18 protein-coding genes are annotated in these 17,433 nt (G+C 61.1%); 4 read left to right on the top strand and 14 right to left on the bottom strand.

Annotated features, from left to right (window positions below; all coding sequences use genetic code 11):
* Positions 1-190: 190 nt before the first annotated feature.
* Positions 191-973, top strand: coding sequence for an amino acid ABC transporter ATP-binding protein (locus NKK47_RS31500; RefSeq protein ID WP_352455528.1), 783 nt, complete (start codon positions 191-193; stop codon positions 971-973).
* 538 nt (positions 974-1,511) lie between these two features.
* Entirely contained in the window at positions 1,512-2,957 is a 1,446-nt protein-coding gene (locus NKK47_RS31495; RefSeq protein ID WP_352453300.1) for a hypothetical protein, read from the top strand.
* A gap of 151 nt (positions 2,958-3,108) precedes the next feature.
* Here NKK47_RS31495 and NKK47_RS31490 read toward each other — a convergent pair whose 3' ends face one another.
* A complete protein-coding gene (locus NKK47_RS31490) occupies positions 3,109-3,699 on the bottom strand; it encodes a TetR/AcrR family transcriptional regulator (protein WP_023722494.1) in 591 nt (196 codons plus the stop codon).
* Positions 3,700-3,755: 56 nt separating this feature from the next.
* Here NKK47_RS31490 and NKK47_RS31485 point away from each other — a divergent pair, with 56 nt between their 5' ends.
* Positions 3,756-4,772 (top strand): methyltransferase domain-containing protein, encoded by a 1,017-nt coding sequence (locus tag NKK47_RS31485; RefSeq protein WP_352579537.1) that lies wholly within the window; start codon positions 3,756-3,758, stop codon positions 4,770-4,772.
* A gap of 211 nt (positions 4,773-4,983) precedes the next feature.
* On the opposite strand, the gene NKK47_RS31480 is transcribed toward NKK47_RS31485, so the two are convergent.
* The 11 genes from NKK47_RS31480 to NKK47_RS31430 all read right to left on the bottom strand — a co-directional run bounded on the left by NKK47_RS31480 (position 4,984) and on the right by NKK47_RS31430 (position 14,334).
* Entirely contained in the window at positions 4,984-5,958 is a 975-nt protein-coding gene (locus NKK47_RS31480; RefSeq protein WP_352579536.1) for an oligopeptide/dipeptide ABC transporter ATP-binding protein, read from the bottom strand.
* Positions 5,922-6,275: an ABC transporter ATP-binding protein gene (locus tag NKK47_RS31475; RefSeq protein WP_352579535.1), complete on the bottom strand. Its 354-nt coding sequence runs from the start codon at positions 6,273-6,275 to the stop codon at positions 5,922-5,924. The genes NKK47_RS31480 and NKK47_RS31475 overlap by 37 nt, the downstream gene beginning before the upstream one ends.
* A gap of 120 nt (positions 6,276-6,395) precedes the next feature.
* The gene (locus NKK47_RS31470) at positions 6,396-6,653 is read right to left on the bottom strand and encodes an ATP-binding cassette domain-containing protein (RefSeq protein ID WP_352579534.1); all 258 of its coding nucleotides are present in this window, start codon (positions 6,651-6,653) and stop codon (positions 6,396-6,398) included.
* A gap of 30 nt (positions 6,654-6,683) precedes the next feature.
* Complete coding sequence (locus NKK47_RS31465) at positions 6,684-6,980, bottom strand: ABC transporter permease family protein (RefSeq protein WP_023722500.1); 297 nt, start codon at positions 6,978-6,980, stop codon at positions 6,684-6,686.
* A 58-nt stretch (positions 6,981-7,038) separates the two neighbouring features.
* Positions 7,039-7,344, bottom strand: a complete 306-nt coding sequence (locus tag NKK47_RS31460; protein WP_352579533.1) for a hypothetical protein — start codon at positions 7,342-7,344, stop codon at positions 7,039-7,041.
* Between the two features lie 330 nt (positions 7,345-7,674).
* Entirely contained in the window at positions 7,675-8,661 is a 987-nt protein-coding gene (locus tag NKK47_RS31455; protein WP_352579532.1) for an ABC transporter ATP-binding protein, read from the bottom strand.
* Positions 8,661-9,659, bottom strand: coding sequence for an ABC transporter ATP-binding protein (locus tag NKK47_RS31450; protein WP_352495658.1), 999 nt, complete (start codon positions 9,657-9,659; stop codon positions 8,661-8,663). Before NKK47_RS31450 ends, NKK47_RS31455 begins: the two co-directional genes overlap by 1 nt.
* On the bottom strand, positions 9,656-10,549 hold the full coding sequence (locus tag NKK47_RS31445; RefSeq protein ID WP_023680719.1) for an ABC transporter permease: 894 nt from the start codon (positions 10,547-10,549) through the stop codon (positions 9,656-9,658). Before NKK47_RS31445 ends, NKK47_RS31450 begins: the two co-directional genes overlap by 4 nt.
* A gap of 2 nt (positions 10,550-10,551) precedes the next feature.
* Positions 10,552-11,487, bottom strand: coding sequence for an ABC transporter permease (locus NKK47_RS31440; protein ID WP_352579531.1), 936 nt, complete (start codon positions 11,485-11,487; stop codon positions 10,552-10,554).
* 9 nt (positions 11,488-11,496) lie between these two features.
* Positions 11,497-13,095, bottom strand: coding sequence for an ABC transporter substrate-binding protein (locus NKK47_RS31435; RefSeq protein ID WP_352579530.1), 1,599 nt, complete (start codon positions 13,093-13,095; stop codon positions 11,497-11,499).
* A gap of 24 nt (positions 13,096-13,119) precedes the next feature.
* Positions 13,120-14,334, bottom strand: coding sequence for a trans-sulfuration enzyme family protein (locus NKK47_RS31430; protein ID WP_023680716.1), 1,215 nt, complete (start codon positions 14,332-14,334; stop codon positions 13,120-13,122).
* A gap of 100 nt (positions 14,335-14,434) precedes the next feature.
* Between NKK47_RS31430 and NKK47_RS31425 the strand changes: the two genes are divergently transcribed.
* Positions 14,435-15,337, top strand: coding sequence for a LysR substrate-binding domain-containing protein (locus NKK47_RS31425; protein WP_023680715.1), 903 nt, complete (start codon positions 14,435-14,437; stop codon positions 15,335-15,337).
* 57 nt (positions 15,338-15,394) lie between these two features.
* On the opposite strand, the gene NKK47_RS31420 is transcribed toward NKK47_RS31425, so the two are convergent.
* Both NKK47_RS31420 and NKK47_RS31415 read right to left on the bottom strand, forming a co-directional pair.
* Positions 15,395-17,068: a recombinase family protein gene (locus NKK47_RS31420; protein ID WP_352579529.1), complete on the bottom strand. Its 1,674-nt coding sequence runs from the start codon at positions 17,066-17,068 to the stop codon at positions 15,395-15,397.
* A 24-nt stretch (positions 17,069-17,092) separates the two neighbouring features.
* On the bottom strand, positions 17,093-17,320 hold the full coding sequence (locus tag NKK47_RS31415) for a hypothetical protein (protein WP_352579528.1): 228 nt from the start codon (positions 17,318-17,320) through the stop codon (positions 17,093-17,095).
* Between the last annotated feature and the right edge of the window lie 113 nt (positions 17,321-17,433).

The following is a 17,433-nucleotide window of genomic DNA, read 5'->3' as shown; positions in this document are numbered from 1 at the left end:
TCCTGGTGGTCGGCCTGTTCGACCTGATCAGCTCCGGTAAAGCGGCGCTGGCCGACCCGGACTGGCCATCGCCAGCGGCCGAGACGTTCCTGTTTATCGGGGCGATCTTCTTCGCACTCTCATTCTCATTCGCCCGCTTCGCCGACTTCCTGGAGCGGCGCGGCCCAACCGCTCACTAGGAAATGTTGTGATGTTATCGTCCGCCGCCAAGCGCGTTCCGCCCATGACCGATCCCAATGATCCGCCGGCAATCGAAATGACCGGGATGAACAAGTGGTACGGGAACTTCCATGTGCTGAAGGACATCGACTTGACAGTCCTTCGCGGCGAAAAGCTGGTGATCTGCGGGCCCTCGGGCTCGGGCAAGTCGACCATGATCCGTTGCATCAACCGGCTGGAGGAGCACCAGCAGGGACAGATCGTCGTCGACGGCGTCGAACTCACCAATGATTTGAAGAAGATAGACCTAATTCGCCGCGACATCGGCATGGTGTTCCAGCATTTCAACCTGTTCCCGCACCTGACCATTCTGGAGAACCTGACGCTGGCGCCGATCTGGGTGCGCAGGATGCGGCGCGCACAAGCCGAGCAGACCGCCATGCATTATCTGGAACGGGTGAAGATTCCGGACCAGGCGCACAAATATCCCGGCCAGCTTTCAGGCGGTCAGCAGCAGCGGGTTGCGATCGCGCGTGCGCTCTGTATGAGCCCGAAAATCATGCTCTTCGACGAGCCGACGTCGGCACTCGATCCGGAAATGGTCAAAGAAGTGCTCGACACGATGGTCGCGCTGGCTGGGGATGGCATGACCATGCTGTGTGTCACGCACGAGATGGGATTTGCCCGCCAGGTCGCCGACCGCGTCGTCTTCATGGACCAGGGCGAGATCGTTGAGATGAACACGCCCTCGGAATTCTTCTCGCATCCGCGTCACCGGCGCAGCAAACTGTTCCTTGCCCAGATCCTGAACTAGCGAACCTCTCCCGCCAGCCCATGCGCCGGCCGGATGGGCAGACGCAAATCAGAAATCCATCCGGAGCCTGGTCAGCGCGCAGCGACCTGCCAGACCGCGACGCCGGCCCAGGATCAGGCCGGCGACGCCTTCGATGCTGCGCGAGATAATGTCGAACAAGCGCGGCCGACTCTCGAAGGAATACACCAGGCGTTCGCGAAACAGGATCGACAGCGCCGCGAGTTCCGGCCATTAGTAGATGTTCGGCCCACAACTTCTGCACGTCGACGATCCTGGCGGTGGGCGCTCCGGTCCTGTTTCGAAGATAATGCGCCGCCGGCCGGCGCAGGCACAGCTGCCACGTATTGCAGCAGACGGCAGAGGACGAGAACGTCGTCCACAACGCAACTCTCGACTCGAAGTCGTAGCTGCATCATATGGCCTGTTCACCAAGCGGGCTTTGGGGGCCAGCACGAAGTCGGGCACCCACTTTGGCACCTCCACTTGCGCGAGCAGTAGTCCGCTTTCCTTCGCAAATGCCATGTGGCAAGACGGATGGATGGCGGCGGACAGCGAACATAAAAGCATCTCTGCGAGAGCGTTGGGCATCGCATTATCAGCTGCTGCCCTCGTGCCGCATTTCACAACCCCAGCCTTTGCCCATGCTTCCGAGCGCGGCTATGTCATGCTCCTGCCGACCGGATATTATGTCGTGGGCGGGGCGGTGGCCGTAGCCGCGAGTTTTCTGGTTCTGGCTGTCCTCCCGCCCAGGCTGCTCGAACGCATTTCGGCATCCCGCCTGCCAATTGGTCAATTCGGCGACGCCGCGCGCATTTGGATCAGCACGCTCGCCTTCGCGGTTCTCGCCATACTCGTGGCGGCGGGAATTCTCGGCAGCCGAGATCCGCTGTCGAATCCACTTCCGCTAACGGTGTGGACGCTGGTCTGGGTCGGACTGACATTGCTTCAGGGCGTATTCGGCAATGTTTGGTCGTGGACAAACCCGTGGTACGGGCCGTGGCGCATTTTCTCCAGCGTCTTCCCGGCATTCCGCGATCGCACAATGCCACAAGGACTGGCTTACTGGCCGGCGTTGATTTTGTTTGCAAGCTTCGCCTGGTTCGAGCTGATCTATCCGGCGCCCGAAGATCCGGCGCGGCTTGCGTTCGCTCTCATGGCCTACTGGCTCTCGACCTTCGTCTGCATGATCATCTTCGGCTACGAAGGCTGGAGCCGGCGCGGCGAGTTTCTGTCCGCGTTCTTCCGCATGGTGTCACGCTTCGCCATCGTCGAAACGACGCCGGACCACCCAAGCGGGGGGCGCGCCCTCTCACTCTGCTGGCCTGGAGCGAAATTGTGGAGCGCGCAAGCCTTACCGGCGAGCGGTATGCTCTTTCTGTTGCTGACGTTGAGCTCGGTGTCCTTCGACGGTCTGTCGAAGACCTTCTCTTGGCTGGGCGCGAATGGTGTCAATCCGCTCGAATTTCCGGGGCGCTCGGCATTGGTCGGAATCAACAGCGCCGGTCTTGTGCTGATGTTTATCGCACTTGTCGCCGTGTTCTTCGCCGCAGTGTTTGTCGGTGAGCGGTTGGCCGGGAGCATCTCTTTCGGAAAAGCGGTCGGGCTCCTTGTCTGGTCGATCGTCCCGATCGCGCTCGCCTATCATTTTTCCCACTATCTGACGGCCCTCCTGGTGAACGGCCAGAATGCGCTCGTCGCTATTTCGGATCCGTTTGATCGGGGATGGAACCTATTCGGCACGGCGCACATGAATGTCGGGGCGGGAGTGATCATGGGCTCCGATGCAGCGTGGATCATCTGGAACTTTCAGGCGGCGGCGATCATCGGCGGCCATATACTTGCCGTTCTGGTCGCGCATGGGCTGGCGTTCCGTTTGCATCCGGCGCGCAGCCGCGCGGCGCTCAGCCAATTTCCGCTGACCGTTTTTATGGTCGGATATACGGTTTTCGGGCTGTGGCTGCTGTCCACGCCGACGGCCGTCTGACGGCCGCAAGCCACGTATCGGAGGCGTTGGTCGACAGACCTCACGGCGGTGTATCGCGACCTCAAGGACATGCGTCGAACAAAGCCGGTGGTTGGTGAATCGGCAACGCCGGCAGTGCAACTGACTGCTTCACAGTTCTTCGGCCTGATATCTAAGCCGACGGGACGCCCTCGGTGGCCAGACGCCGGAAGATCTGGTCGACTTGTTGCGGCGGCAATTTGGCGCCGCCGTCGAGCCACCAGATCAGCACCGACAGAAAGGCACCCACGACGAACTGGACGATCAGTTCGTTCGGCACGACATCGGGAAGCTTCCTGTCCTTGTTTGCGGCAAGCTCCGCGCGCACGAGATCGCATAGAATCTCGCGGATGCTGCCGAGCACAATAGTCCCACCGCGGCCCCCGGCCAGAGCTCGGTAGAGATCTATATGTTCACGCGCGTGCTCGAACATACCGAGCACGAACCCCAAGCTGCGATCTTTCAGCTCGCCTGGCGCTGCAAGCGCATGCCGCTGGCGTTCGACCAGCATGGCGCGCAGATGATCGTCCAGGCCGCTGCGCTTGAGGTCGTCCTTGCTGGTGAAGTGCGCGTAAAAGGTCGATCGGCCGATGTTTGCCTCATTGCAGATGTCCTCGACGGTAATTGCTTCATATCCCTTTCTCAGGATCAAAGTGATCAGCGCATGGTGAAGAGTCGACCGGGTCCGGGCGACACGGCGGTCTATCGTCTTTTCCGTTCCCATGAGCTTTTTCCGGTCAGATGGCAGAGGACCGTGCGGTACCGGACATTCTGCCGCGAATGGTCGTTGACGCGTTCCCGGATACCATGTCAGTTTCCGAACATGATGTCCATCAACCGGCGAGAGTGGCCAAGGAGTCTCTGATGAGAAAACATGGGCATAACAACAGCGGAGCCGGCGCCCCCGGCCGCGTCATACATTGGGCAGCACGCTACGATCTGATGACTTGGCTGTTCACCTTAGGCCGCGAACGCGCCTTTCGCGAAAAGATCCTCCGGTTGACGCAGCTCGAACCTGGAGAGTCCGTCCTCGATATAGGGTGCGGGACGGGAACGCTCGCTATACTTGCCAAGCAGCAGGTCGGGCCGACGGGCACCGTGCACGGGATCGATGCGTCACCGGAGATGATCACCAGGGCGGGTGCGAAGGCTCGAAGAGTCGGTCTGAAGGTCACCTTTGAAAAGGCCGCCGCCCAGGCATTACCGTTCCGGGATGCCGAATTCGATGTCGTAACGACGACGCTGATGCTCCATCATCTTTCTGGCGATGGACGTAATCAGATGGCTCATGAGATACACAGAGTCCTGAAGCCATCCGGTCGCGTACTCGCCGTCGACTTCGTGCAAGCGCCACAGGATGGAGGCTTCATCGATCGTTTCCACCGTCACGGCGTCAGCACAGTCGACGACATCATAACGGAATTCCGGGACTCGGGTCTCAACATCGTCGCTAGCGGCGCGGTTGGCACGAAGAACCTGCAGTTCGTGCTAGCCACGGCGGCCGCCGACGTCGCCCGTATTCGCGATAGGTTTGTCGCTCTCGGCACGGAAGAATCCTCAGGCCCGGCACGGCCTGCAGCCATGAGCCACCTGCACACCATAGGCCTAGTGCTAGGCATCGTCGTGCTGATCGCCATGCACGCAGGCGCGCCCTGGTGGCTATCGTGGCGCGGTCTAAGCGACGCCTCAAATCCGATCTCTTACACAGTGATTGCACTCGTGGCCCTTTTCGTAATCTTCAAGATCGGATTGCTCGGTGGCCTGCATCGGTGGAGCAGAGGCCGCCGCCAGCGTTGAGGCCGCTTGCTATTACGACATCGCGTCTCGCTACGGCTTGTTGGACACGCAGGAGTTCACCTTTTTCACACCCGGACGCGAATCGCGCGTCCGCTCCGGCCTCCCCGCCGTGCGAGGGTGGTGGTAGGCCAATCTAATCCCGTCGCAGCGAGATCAGACGCCGGCAGACGGCGCTTAACGTTATTCTCGGAAGACCAACTGCCATTCGTTGTCAGATCACCGGGCGGTGATCACTCTCAGCCAGATGGCAGGCGGCGACGCCGCTATGAGGAACGGGACGCAGTTGGGGCTCGTCCAACTGGCAGATATCCATCGCCACCGGACAGCGCGTGTTGAACCGGCAGCCCGGCGGTGGATTGCTCGGGCTCGGCGGGTCGCCTGCGAGGATGATGCGGCGGCGGTCGGCCTCAATGCGCGGGTCAGGCGAAGGAACTGCGGACAGCAGCGCCTGGCTGTACGGATGGGCGGGTTCGCGAAACAGCGGCCGTGCCACGCCAGTTTCGGCGATGCGGCCGAGATACATCACAGTCACGTCCGAACAGACTTCGCGCACGATTGCGAGGTCATGCGCGACAATCACGATGGTAAGGCCGAGCTGTCTTTGCAGCGATGTGAACAGATTGACGATCTGCGCCCGGATCGAGACATCGAGCGCGCTCAGCGGCTCGTCGCAAAGCAGGATCGACGGTTTCAAGGCAAGCGCACGGGCGATCGAAACGCGCTGGCGCTGGCGGCCGGAAAGCGAGCGCGGCAGGCGGTCGAGCACGGTTTGGGGCAGCGCGACCAGGTCCAGAAGCTCGGCGATGCGCCGGGGTCGCTCGGCGGAGGAACCGAGGCGATGGATTTGCAGTGGTTCCTCAAGCGCCTGGCAGACAGTCTGCCGCCGGCTCATCGAACCCAGGAAGACGAACTGGACCTCCCGGCTGAACGACTTCCTGTCTGACTTCAACCATTCGGCGCGGTTTCTGCCGGCGATCAGGACCGTGCCTTCGCTCTCCTTCTGCAGGCCGACGATGGTGCGGGCGAGCGTCGTCTTTCCGCAGCCTGACTCGCCGACGATGCCGTGGAAGGCTCCGCGCGGAATGCTCAGATCGATGCCGTCGACCGCCCGGACCGCGCCCGTTCCCTCGCGGTTCTGGAAATGAACCTTCAACCCCCTGACCTCGATTGCGGCGGGATCAGACATGAACTGCAATCCCCTCTCGCCTGATCACGACCGGGCAGGCCACGCGATGCGGATTTGCCGAGACCGATATCGACTGCAGCGGCGGACGGTGTTTTCGGCAACCTGGTTCGACCAGTTCGCAGCGGTCGGCGAAACGGCAACCCGGTTCCAGCCTGATCTGGCTTGGCGGCAGGCCCGGTATCTCGCGGGTCGTCGCCCTTTCGTCGGACCGAAAGTCCCGGCACCGATGCAAGCAGCCCGCGCGTATAGGGGTGAACGGGCCGCGTCAGGACGTCCATGGCGATTCCCTCTTCCGCTACCTGCCCGGCATAGAGCACGATGCACCGCTTGCCTGCGGGCAGCCTCGTACGACAGGCCGGCGAAGCGGCGCGCCTGGCGTGCCAGTTGCGGGCCGATCTTCAGCATCGGATTGAGCGCGCTCATCGGATCCTGAAAGATCACCCCAAAGTAGCGGCCGCGAAGCTCGGACAGTTGCCTGGGCCCCAGCCGATCAGGTCGCTCCCGTCGGCCTGAGCCGTCCCGCGCATCGCTACAGTCACGCCTTCGGGCAGCAGGCCGAGAGGGCCGAGCGTCATGACCGTTTTTCCCGAGCCGCTTTCCCCGACGACCGCCACCGTTTCGCCGGGCCGAACGCTGAATGAGACGCCATCGACCGCCCGGACGGATACGGAAGTTGCATAGAGATCGATGATCAAATTCTCGACGCGTAAATTGGCTTGTCGTCGTCATGTCGAACCCGTTCCCGTTTCGACGGCATCGCGCTCGGCCTCTTCGCGAGCCCGCGCCAGCTTGCGCTTGCGCAGCATTCCCCCGCGAACCGGCCGCGGCACCTTTTGCAGCGCAAATGTTTCACCCAAGAGGTTGAAGCTGACTACAACCAGCGTCAGGGCTAGACCAGGGAGGACGACGAGGCGCGGGAACTCCTCGATGTAGCTCATGCCGTCGACAAGCATCTGGCCCCATTCCGGCGTCGGCGGTGCAACGCCCAGGCCCAGAAAGCTGAGCGTCGCGATGGCCAGCACGAGGGCGCCGGCATCGGCGCTGGCGGGTCCTCACCCCGAAACGCGAAGATGAGGATCGTCAAAAGGTGCCGATCAGCCCCAGCCCGGCCATCCACCAGATGTGCCAGATCAGGGCGAAACCAATGACGACGGCAAAGAAGGCGTTGACGACCCCCACTGGACTGTTCTTCGGTACTTCGATCGGCTCGTACGGGCGCGGTGGCACCGGTTGAGCTTGCTGTGCGTTGGCGCGTTGCTTCGCGACCCAGTAGCTGTCGCGCTCGGCCACATGCGGCAAGACGGCAAAGTTCCAGGCCGGCGGCGGCGACGCCGTGGACCATTCCAGTGTGCGACCGTCCCAGGGATCGCCGGTGACACGAAGCATCTCGCGGTCGCGGATCGAGACAACCAGCTGCACGATCTGGCAGACGATGCCGCCCAGAATGATAACGGCTTATTCGACCACTCGCAACCAGTGTGACCTGCCAACCATGTCTCACGAGCAATGGCAGGCACTTAAGCCAACGCTACAAGAAGCGGAATAATAACCGGCAAGAGGATCCTCCCGGCCCGCCTGAGTAACCAGGGCTGCCGACAGAGCGCTTTCCCACTCACTGCCGGCCCGGTACCGGAAGGAAGGAGCGCAAATCTCTGCTTCGCCACCAGAATGCGCAACGCATCAGGTCCCGCACGCTCAGCTAGATCTGACGTTTAATCATGCGGCCGAGACCCGTTTCGCGAATAGGTCGCCGGCGAACCTGCACGCCGCCTTGTGCATTGAGCTTACTTCTTGCGACACAGGCTCAGCCTCCGCACAAGCTTCCACTGAAAGGGGACACCGCGTCCTGAAGAAACAGCCGGAGGGCGGATTCGTCGGACTTGGGATTTCGCCCGTGATCAACGGAGGGTTGCGCCGACGTTCGGTGGCAGGATCAGCCTCGGGGACAGACGCGAGAAGGAGTTGGGTGTAGGGATGGCTCGGATTCCGGTAGACCTCTTCCGAGCTACCGCTTTCCACCACCTTGCCGAGATACATCACGTAGACCCGGCTCGCCGCCTGCCTGACAAGCGCGAGGTCATGCGCGATGAAGAGGCAGGACACGCCGAGCTTCTCTCTGAGGTCGAAGAATAGGTTCATGACCTGCGCCCGTATAGACAAGTCTAGCGCGCTGACCGGTTCGTCGCAGATTAAAACCCGCGGCTCTACGGCCAGCGAGCGCGCGATCGCGATGCGTTGCCTCTGGCCGCCTGAGAGTTCACGGGTGAATCTGTCCCGGACCGTCGTCGCCAGACCGACTTGGTTGAGGAGCTCAGCGATCCTCCCCTCGCGTTCCGTTTGCGAACGCAAACCTGCAATGGTGAGGGCTTCGTTTATGGCTTCGCCCACAGTTTGGCGATCATTCAGCGATGCATAGGGGTCCTGGAACACGTACTGAACTGCCCGACGCGCTTCCCGCAGACGGCGTCCACTCAAGGAGCCGAGGTCGACGCCATCAAAAACGACACGTCCGGATTGGGGTTTTTCCAAGCCGACGATCGAACGGCCGAGCGTGGACTTGCCGCAGCCAGACTCCCCCACCAAGCCGACGATCTCGCCTTGATTGAGGTGGATTGAGACGTCGTTTACCGCTTTGATCGTTTGGCCACGTTTGGCACTTGGAAAGCTGGTGACCAGATGCTCGACTTCGAGTACCGCGCTCATTATGCGCACTCCTTCGCCCGAATATTCAGAACGGGACAGGCGGCTGACACACCCGGAACTGCCGTCGGCAAGAACGGCGGTCGCCGCTCGCCGCAGGCATCCACAGCGTATCCGCAGCGGGCCATGAAAGCGCACCCTGTGATCGGCGCGCCAAGGATGGGCGGAACGCCCGGCAATCCACGGAAACGCGATCCGATTGCGTCCTGTTTCCTCGGAATTGCGTCGATGAGGCCCATCGTATAGGGATGCTGCGGCTGGGAGAGTACACGCTCGGTCGGTCCGGTTTCGACGTGGCGCCCCGCGTACATCACCATTACGCGGTCGGCCGCGCCCGCCACGACACCCATGTCATGCGTGATCAAGATCATGGCCATGTCCATTCTGGACTGGATTTCCTTCAGCAGTCGGAGGATTTGCGCCTGGACCGTCACGTCGAGCGCGGTGGTCGGCTCGTCGGCTACGAGAAGTGTCGGCTCGGCGGCAATGGCGATTGCGATCATGACACGCTGTCGGAGACCGCCCGAAAGCTCATGGGGATACTGCTTGAGGCGTATTTCGGGGTCGGACATCCCGACCATCTTGATAAGTTCAAGCGCCCGGGTTTCCGCAGCTCTTGCGGTCATGCCGAGGTGAAGCTCGGCTACTTCGGCTATCTGCCGTCCGACCCGGCGGGCGGGATTGAGCGCGCTCATCGGGTCCTGGAAAATGAAGCCAATGGATTTTCCGCGCAGGCTGCGAAGCGTTTCATTGTCCGATCCGACGAGCTGGCGGCTGTCGAACAAAATGGAGCCCGATATATCCGCCTGGACGCCCACGGGCATCAGGCCGAGAGGCGCAAAGCAGGTGACCGTTTTGCCGCTACCGCTTTCTCCCACAATCGCGAGGGTCTCTCGACGGCTCAGTTCATAGGCTACTCCGTCGACTGGGCGGACCACGGTATGCGCCGTCAGCAGGTCTATGGTCAGATCTTTGACGCGGAGTATCGGTTCAGAACTCATGGCCGTGCCTCCTTGGCCCAGAATGCGGTTACCCGGCGACGGGCCGCGAGCATCCGGGAGGTCAGCGGCTTCGGAACTCTGTTGAGGGCGACCGCTTCACCGAGGATGTTGAATCCGATGACAGCTAAAGTCAGGGTCAGCCCCGGCAGGATGACCTGGCGCGGATCGGACTCGAGATATGGAAGCGCGTCGACCAACATCTGTCCCCATTCAGGCGTCGGCGGCTGGATGCCCAGCCCGAGGAAGCTCAACGTTGCGATTGCGAGCGCGACTGCTCCGGCGTCGGCCGTGGCATATACGAGCACCGCCCCGATCGTCGTGGGAAGAAGATGGACAAAGTAAATGCGAACGGGACTTGCGCCCAATACTCTTAGGGCCTCCATGTGGGGCTTGTTCATGGTGTTGACAGCCACGGCCCGGCTTATGCGGGCGCTACCCGGCCACCAGGCGAGCGCGAGCGCGAGGATCATGTTCCAGTAGCTGACTCCGGCAATGCCGATCACCGCAAGTGAGACGATGAGGCTGGGGATTGCCTGGCCGACGTCAACGATGCGCATCAGCAGTTCGTCCGTCCAGCCCCGCCGGTATCCGGCAATCGTGCCGATGGCGATGCCGATGGCGTGCGCGCACACAAGGACGAGACAGACTCCGACCAGCGACGTCCGAGCCGCCACAATCAACCTGCTCAATGTATCGCGCCCGAGATGGTCGACTCCGAACGGATGGGCGAGCGTCGGGCCCTGGCCAGCGATCAGCAGGTCTTGCGCATTCGGATCATGTGGCGCGATGTAGGGTGCGAGCAGTCCCAACAGAACGAACGCGCCAATAGTAAATACCGCCGAGCGCGGGAAGGCGCCAATGGCCTTCAGGAGTGGCCTGACTGGCTGCATGTTCAGCTCCTTTGAAGTCTAAGGCGCGGATCGGTCAGCGTAATGCAGATGTCGACCACGACGTTCAGGATGATGAAGAACGTGATGAAGACCAGAAGGCAGGCCTGCACGACCATGAAGTCGCGGAATCTCACCCCGGTCAGGAAGAGGTCGCCGATGCCCTGCCAAGCGAACAGAGGTTCGACAACGACCGCGCCCACGACCATCGTCCCGATCTGCGTTCCCAAGGCGTTCAAGTACGTCGGCGCGATGTTCGGGATCGCGTCGCGAACCAGAATACTCGTCCTTGACAGTCCTTTGCTCATGGCCGTTAGGACATAAGGTTTGGCCATCGCCTCCTCGAAGCCAACTCGGACGACGCGGCTCAGAACTGCTGCGGGAAGAAATCCCAGAGTGAGGCATGGAAGCACCCAACTGACGGGTCCGGCAAACCCGAAGGTCGGAAAGACGTGCCACGTGACCGAAAAGGCGTAGACCAGCAGTGCTCCGACGAAGAAGGACGGAGTCGAAGCGCCCAGAAGAGCGCTCCCTCGGGTGACCACGTCTGGCGCCCTATGTGCCCAGAGCGCGCCTACGAAGCCGACGAACAGGCTCAGCAAGAAAGCCACGACCGCTCCGCCCGCAACGAGGGTGGCGGTCACGGCAAGGCGGCTCTTGAGGGACGCGCCGACCGCCTCGCCCGTCTTGTAGGAAATGCCGAAGTCGCCGTGGATCGCTCCGTTCAGCCAGAAGCCGTAGCGTTCGAGAAGCGGCTTGTTGAGCCCCAATTCCTCCTCGACCTTGGCGATATCGGCTTTGGTGGCCGTCGGCGTCCGCAGCTCGGCGATGAGTATCGCCACGTTGCCCGGAGCGGATACCACGAGCGCGAAGCATAGAACGGACGCCAGAAACAGCAACAAGACTGCGTTGCGGGCCCTTTTAGCGATGAAGGCGAACACGGCCGTATCCTACTCCGCCAGTGTGATATTCTCGTAGGGCATGTCGTACTCGGTCGCGGGGCTCTGGAAGCCCTTCACCCGAGCGGCATGCGCCCATATGCCCGGAACGAAGAGCAGCGGCGCGATGGCGTCGTTGTCGTGCAGCCAGTCATAGACCTTCTGTAGAGCTGCTTCCATCTCGCCTTCGGGCGCGGACATCGCGGCGAGCACCAACGGATCGAGGTGCTCGGGGTCGATGAAGAGCTTGCCGTCCACGCCGTTGTCATAGGTGGATAGGAACAGGCCCACCACAGTCCCGAAAGGTTCGTATGGCGCGCCGAACGTCTGGAAGAAAGCGAGATCGAACTTGCGCTCCGGAATGTCGCTGTGCCGCGACGCATGATCCACCGAGCGGATCGTGAGCGTGACGCCAATCTCCTGGAGCTCGGACTGGATCACTTCCGCGACGGATCGGGACCCCGGTACTTGCTCCTCGCTAACGACCAGTTCAATGGCAAGCTCCTTGCCGTCCTTCTGCCTGACAGGCCCCCCGACCCAGCCTGCCTCCTCGAGCAGCGACTTTGCGGTCTCGGTATCCCGCCTAGGCACATCGAAGCGCTTCCCCGAATACGGAACGGTTTCGGAGAACAGGTTGCCAGTGGAGGTCGCCAGACCGCGGTAAAGCACTTGCGAGATCGCAGCCCGGTCGATGCCGAGGTTGATCGCCTTGCGGACTTTCGGGTCCCTCAGCGCTTCGACGCGGGAAGTGTTGAAGGCCATAATCATTGTGGTGGTGCCGGGATCGATGACGACATCGATGCCCGCTCCCTTCAGCGTCTCTGCTTCCGTTGCGGTCAAAGGCGACACAAACGCTCCGCCGATCAGATCCACGTCGCCCGCGCGCAACGCTGCCATGCGGCCGCGCGAGTCCGGAAGGACTTTTACCTCAAGATATTTGAAAGAGGGCTTGTCACCCCAGTAGGCGTCGAAGCGCTCGAAGGCACTGCCCTCATTCCCGGCAGTCGCTTGATGCCACGGTCCCGTGCCGACGGGTGCCTTATAGCTACCGTCCCCAGAGACCGACTTGGGGCTGAGGAGCCTGACTGGCCGGACGTAAGCGAACTCCTGGAGCAGGCCGAGGACCGGTTCCTTGAACCGGACATTGACGTGATCGTCGTCGACGATGTCCGTTCCGGCGTAAAGCCGGGACGAATTCATCCAGTTGTTCGCTTCGAGTCCGATCCACCTCTTCAGGTTCCATTCCACCGCCGCGGCGTCGAACGGAGTGCCGTCGTGGAAAGTCACGCCCTTGCGCAAGGTGAGCTTAAGCAGCCTGCCCCCGTCTTCGACCGACCATTCGGTCGCCAGCCCTGGCTCGATCTTACCGTCATGGCCGTATTTAACCAGCGGCTCGAAAACGAGGTCCTGAACGCCCCACAGGCCGGTGTATTTGTGAGGATTGATATCCCCGGCGGGCTTGGCGATCGCGATGCGAAGCGTGTCCTTAACCTCTGATGCCGCAACGATTGACGGCAGGATGGAGGATAGCGCCGAAACTCCCAGCAGTTTTGAGACGCCCGCCAGGAAGGAGCGCCTGTCTATTCGCATGAATTCGTTGTTGTTGTTCATTGTCATTCCCCTTTTTGTGTTCACTCACAGCATTGATTGCCGGATGTTTTCTTTGCCGAACCGCTCGTCGTCGATCCGTGCTTGGATTTGGGCCAACATTTTCTCGAGATCGGCCATGAGATCGTCGTGCGATTCCAACCCCACGCTGAACCGCAGAAGGAGGTCCTGCCCACTCCAGGTCGTCGCGGAGCGGTTGCTCTTCACGGGCATGGGGGCAACGAGGCTGCGTGTCCCACCCCACGAGGCGCCGATGGCGAACGTCTCTAGCGTATTGAGCGCCTCCGGCACGTGCGGCAGTGCTTCGGGAACCAATTCCACGCTGAACACTCCGCTCGCGCCGAGGAAGTCGCGCTTCCAGAATTCGTGCCCGGGAGAAGACGGCAGGGCGGGGTAGAGCACACGCTCGACGGCTGGGTGGCCGCGGAACCAGTTGATCATCGCCGTCGCGCCGTCGTGCGCGTGTTTCATTCGCACGCCAAGAGTCTCCATGCCCCGCAACACCAAAGAGGCGTCGTCGGGGGAAACACCGATCCCGGCGCGCCCCATAGTCGCCTTGAGCGCGTTGAAAAGCTGCTCGGAAGCCACCGTGATCGATCCCATCAGCACGTCGGAATGGCCCGAGATATATTTGGTGAGCGCTTCGGTCACGATGTCGGCCCCATGTACGAGGGGCTTGAAGTTAAGAGGGGTCGCCCAGGTGTTGTCGAATCCGACGAGCGCGCCGTGCCGATGCGCGATCTCGGCAATCCGCGGCAGATCCTGGACTTCCATGGTCGTCGAACCGGGGGACTCGCACCACACCAGTTTCGTGTTCCCGTCGATCCGACGTTCGAGCCCCTCGGGCGAAGTGGGATCGTAGTACTCCGCTCGGACGCCAAACTTTGCCAGATCGGTGTTCACAAAATCACGGACCGGGGGATAGGCCGTGTCCGCCACCAGTACCTTGTCTCCGGCATTGAGGACGGCGAGCATTGCGATTGCGTTTGCGGCCTGGCCCGATGGCGCAAGAAGCGTCCGGTGACCCTGCTCGAGCTGAGTGATCTTTTGCTCCAGTGTACGCGTCGTCGGGGTGCCGTAGAGGCCGTAGGAATAGCCGTCAGGCCCTCGCTGGCCGCGAGTGGCGTAGGCTGCGGCATCCGCGAATACGATCGTCGAAGCCCGATGGACGGCTGCACCCAGAGCCTCGAAGCCGTCTGTTTTGACTTTGGGGGTCACAACGCATTGGGTGAGATCGTTCATGCTTGCTCCTCATGTGTTGGAGACAGTTACAGCATGACAAAACCTATTCCGTCCAATATCAAGATCGGGATGTGCTATTCTCTCAGGTTATAGGTGCGCCATGAATCTTCGCCAGATCGAGGTCTTCCACGCCGTGATGACGATTGGAACCGCCTCACGCGCCGCGGAGATACTACGCATCTCACAACCTGCGGTGAGCAAGGCCGTCCAAGAACTGGAGCGCGACATCGGTTTCGCGCTCTTCCACCGCATCAAAGGACGGATGTCGCCGACGGCAGAAGGCAACCTGTTTTTCAGGGAAGTGGAGACCTCATTCTCCGGCCTCATCCATTTGAAAGGGGCCGCGGCGCGGATTCGCGACTTCGGTTCGGGGGAAATCCGGATCGCAAGTCTCTCCGCATTAAGTACGAATGTAATGCCAAAGGCATTAAAGGCATTTCAACACCGTCACCCTGACGTTGCGATCACCTTTCAGGCAAGGCTATCCTCGGAAGTCAAAGAACTCGTCGCCTCCGGCCAGTTCGACGTCGGCCTGGCGGCGGACGAGATCGATCTCGCGGGCGTCGAAGCCCACCCATTCCGGAACTACCGGGTCGCGATCGCCATGCCCAAGGGCCATCCGCTAGAGGGGAGGGAAGTGATCCGTCCCGCCGATCTCCATGGGCAGGCCTTCATCGCGTTGGCTCCGGAGGACACTACGAGACGGGAAGCAGAGGCCATCTTCGCTGATCACGGCATCAAGCCCAAAGTGGTTCTAGAAACCCCCTATTCCACCACCATCTGCTCGATGGTCAATGCGGGGCTTGGATGCGGAATGGTCAATCCTTTGACTGCCCTTCCCTATCTCAACGGAAACCTCAGCCTCCGTCCATTTCTCCCGGGAATCTCCTTCCGAACCCTTCTGTTGTTGCCACCCAACCGACGTCCATCGAGAGTAGTTAGCGACTTTATCGAGCAGCTGATGCGTATCGCATTGGAAATTGATGGGGCTGTCCAAACTTGACTTCACTTTCGTGAACGTCGGCTTCTGGGCCCCATGCCGTCACCCGCCAGGCCGCAATTAGGATAGCGCGCCTCGCTCAGCCGCAGCAGCGAAATTGGAACTGGGAGTTCGATGAGTGTGGGGAAGGCGGTAGCGCTCTCCCGCTACCATCACTGCAGCGCTAGGCGCTGTTCCTGGTTTACGATTTGGCAGGTTGAGAAGCTCTGCCAGCGCACCGCGGACTTTCAGCTCAACCTGTCCCCTACCCTCCGTCGGAATGACCTCAATTCCCGTGACCAGGGAGCGGATGATCCTCGCCGCCTCTTGCCGCTCACACTCATCGGATTGCAACGCGTCCTGGAGCTCGGATGCTAGCCGACGGCAAACCGTCACCGCTGCCGGATGAAACTCCACAATGCTTTCTGCGGCCGCCATCGCCTGTAGCTCTCGGGCCAGATTCTCCTTTTCGCGCTCAAGGTCCAGCAGCTTCGATTTCATGCCGGTCGTCGCGACACCGTCAGCGATGGCATCGACGATGTTGGCGATCTGCCTGTCGATGCCGGCATGCCGCCTTTCGACTTCCCTTTGCCGTTCGCGGTTCATAGCGTTCAGTCGCTTATGCTCAGCATGATATTCAGCAAGGAAGCCCGCAATGGCATCTGGCGCCAGCAAGCGCCGCTGGATACCTGCAAGCACACGCTTCTCAAGCTCGCCAACACGGATCGTCCTGTTATTGGTACAAGTGCCTTTCTCACGGTGCGCGGCACAAGCAAGCTGGTCTCTGTTCTTCACCGTATAGGAAGCGCCACAGCGGCCGCATCGCACAAGCCCCGAGAACATGTGCTTCGGCCGTCGGCGGTGATGGAGCTTCATGCCTCCATAAAGCTTCTTACGGGCTTGCACCGCATCCCACAGCTCATCGTCGATGATACGCAGATGCGGCACTTCAACGACCTGCCAGGTTTCCGGCAGATTCGGCCGCGAGATGCGCTTCCCAATCTCGGGATCCTTGCGCATCTGGAGACGATTGAAGACGAGCAGCCCGATATAGGCTTCGTTGTAGAGAAAGCCGCTTCTCCGCTTGAGATTGCCATTGATGGTCGAGGCGCCCCACGCACCCCCAAAGGGTGACGGGATACCTTCCTTGGTGAGGCCTGCAGCTATCGTACGTGCCGATTGACCAGCCGCGAACTCCCGAAAAATCCGACGCACGACCTCGGCTTGATCCTCATCGATCTCGCGCAGACCGCGGATCGGTTCGCCGCGTTCATCGAGTTTTTTGACCACGCGATAGCCGTAGGAGAGGCCGCCGGCGTTGTAGCCGTTCAATATGCGGCCGCTTTGGCCCCGCCTGATCTTGGCGGCTAGGTCGCGCAGGAACAACGCGTTCATCGTTCCTTTCAGGCCCACGTGCAGTTCGTCCACGGCGCCCTCAGAGAGAGTGACGATCTTGACACCGGCAAAGCGCAGCCGCTTGAAGAGGCCGGCTACGTCTTCCTGGTCGCGTGACAAGCGATCGAGTGCCTCGGTTAGAACGATCTCAAATTGCCCGCTTTGAGCATCGGCGAGAAGCCGCTGGATGTCTGGTCGACGGATGATGCTTGAGCCGGATATGGCAGCATCGGCATAGGTCCCAACGACAGTCCACCTCTCCCTGGCCGCGAGCTCTCGGCAAAGCCGCAGCTGATCCTCGATAGAGGCTTCACGCTGGTTGTCAGATGAGTAACGAGCATACAGCGCGACACGGGTCATGAACCGCTCCTCTTCCTCTCGTTGCTATTGTCCGCCGCCGTCCCCATCCTCCCCTTCTGACGGTGTTTTCTCAAGAGGATGAACATTGTTGTCGTTGGCCGCCTGCAATTCCTCGAAATGCTCCCGAGCAACCTGCCGACCCAACAAACGGGCGATCGACAGGACGGCTCGTTCAGCCATGTCTCGTGCCGACATGTCAGCCCTGTAATCGTGGCTTGCGCTGTCGTTCCCAGGTTTGGCCTCGTCCACCATGGCATGCCCGCTCTTCTGTGTAGATCAAGGGCATTGAGCGGCGTGATGATCGGCAAGACAAGTTCAGTTGCCGCGCGGCCGTAGTGTGGCGTGCAAATACTTGCGCGCTGCGA

Source organism: Mesorhizobium sp. M0019 (assembly GCF_040323975.1).
Classification (GTDB): domain Bacteria; phylum Pseudomonadota; class Alphaproteobacteria; order Rhizobiales; family Rhizobiaceae; genus Mesorhizobium.
The sequence above is the reverse complement of the archived record's forward strand: the minus strand, read 5'-3'. Positions and strand labels throughout refer to the sequence as shown.